This window comes from Bradyrhizobium sp. HKCCYLRH1030, assembly GCF_051168395.1.
Classification (GTDB): Bacteria; Pseudomonadota; Alphaproteobacteria; order Rhizobiales; family Xanthobacteraceae; genus Bradyrhizobium.
Map to the genome: position 1 here is coordinate 1 of NZ_JBNPUY010000031.1, position 1,238 is coordinate 1,238.

The window sequence follows — 1,238 nt, forward strand, 5'->3', positions numbered from 1 at the left end:
GCTGATCTGAGGCCGGAAAACTGGACCATTTTTGGCTAGAGTCTTGCGCTGCCGAATCCCCTCGGCTGGGAGGAGCGGAAGACGATGAAAGCCTCGAAGTTTTCGGACGCCCAGAAGGCGTTCATTCTGAAGCAGGGCAATGACGGCGTGCCGGTCGCCGAGATCTGCCGCAAGGCCGGGATCAGCCAAGCGACTTATTTCAATTGGAAGAAGAAGTATGACGGGCTGCTGCCGACCGAGATGCGGCGGCTGAAGCAGCTCGAGGACGAGAACGGCAAGCTGAGGAAGCTGGTCGCTGATCTGTCGCTCGACAAGGAGATGCTGCAGGACGTGATCCGCCGAAAGCTGTGAAGCCTGGTCGGAAGCGCAAGCTCGTCGACGAGGTCTGTGGCGAGTGGCAGGTATCGATCCGCAGGGCCTGCGACGCCCTCGAATTCGACAGGTCGACCTACCACTACAGATCCCGTCGCTCCGACCAGGCCGCCCTCGAACAACGGATCAGGGAGATCTGTCAGGTTCGCGTCCGCTACGGTTATCGCCGCATTCACGTCGTGCTTCGTCGCGAAGGATGGCGCCACGGGCAGAACAAGACGCGGCGGGTCTATCGCGAATTGGGCCTGCAATTACGCAACAAGACGCCGAAGCGCCGGGTCAAGGCCAAGCTGCGGGACGATCGCAGGCCGGCAACGCGATCGAACGAGACCTGGGCGATGGACTTCGTCCACGATCAGTTGGCAACCGGACGCAAGCTTCGGGTGCTCACGATCGTCGACATCTTCTCCCGATTCTCGCCAGCGCTGACACCGCGGTTCACTTTCCGCGGCACCGATGTCGTGGAGATACTGGAAGGAGTCTGCAATGAAGTGGGATTCCCGGCGACGATCCGTGTCGATCAAGGCACCGAGTTCGTGTCGCGCGATCTCGACGTCTGGGCCTACCAGCGCGGCGTCACGCTGGACTTCTCCAGGCCCGGCAAGCCCACCGACAACGCATTCATCGAGGCGTTCAACGGACGCTTCCGGGAGGAATGTCTCAACGCCCACTGGTTCCTTAGCCTTGCCGACGCCCAGGAAAAGGTAGAGAATTGGCGCAAGTACTATAACGAAGAACGCCCCCATGGCGCGATCGGCAACAAGCCGCCGATTTTGCTGCAAAACCACGCTGGCGCATCCAGCCCACCACCGTGAAACAGGCGCAAAACTCTAGTTATGGGTGGTCCAAAGTTCGGTCTCACTGCA

General features: G+C 60.4%; 1 protein-coding gene. It reads left to right on the forward strand.

Translation table 11 applies throughout. The annotated features are described in order from the left end of the window. Positions 1 to 84: 84 nt before the first annotated feature. Positions 85 to 1,187, forward strand: a protein-coding gene (locus ACQR1E_RS33990; protein ID WP_316203137.1) for an IS3 family transposase whose coding sequence is annotated in 2 segments (ribosomal slippage) — positions 85 to 346 and positions 346 to 1,187 — 1,104 coding nt in all. Because the reading frame shifts where the segments join, the coding sequence is not laid out codon by codon here. Positions 1,188 to 1,238: the final 51 nt, after the last annotated feature.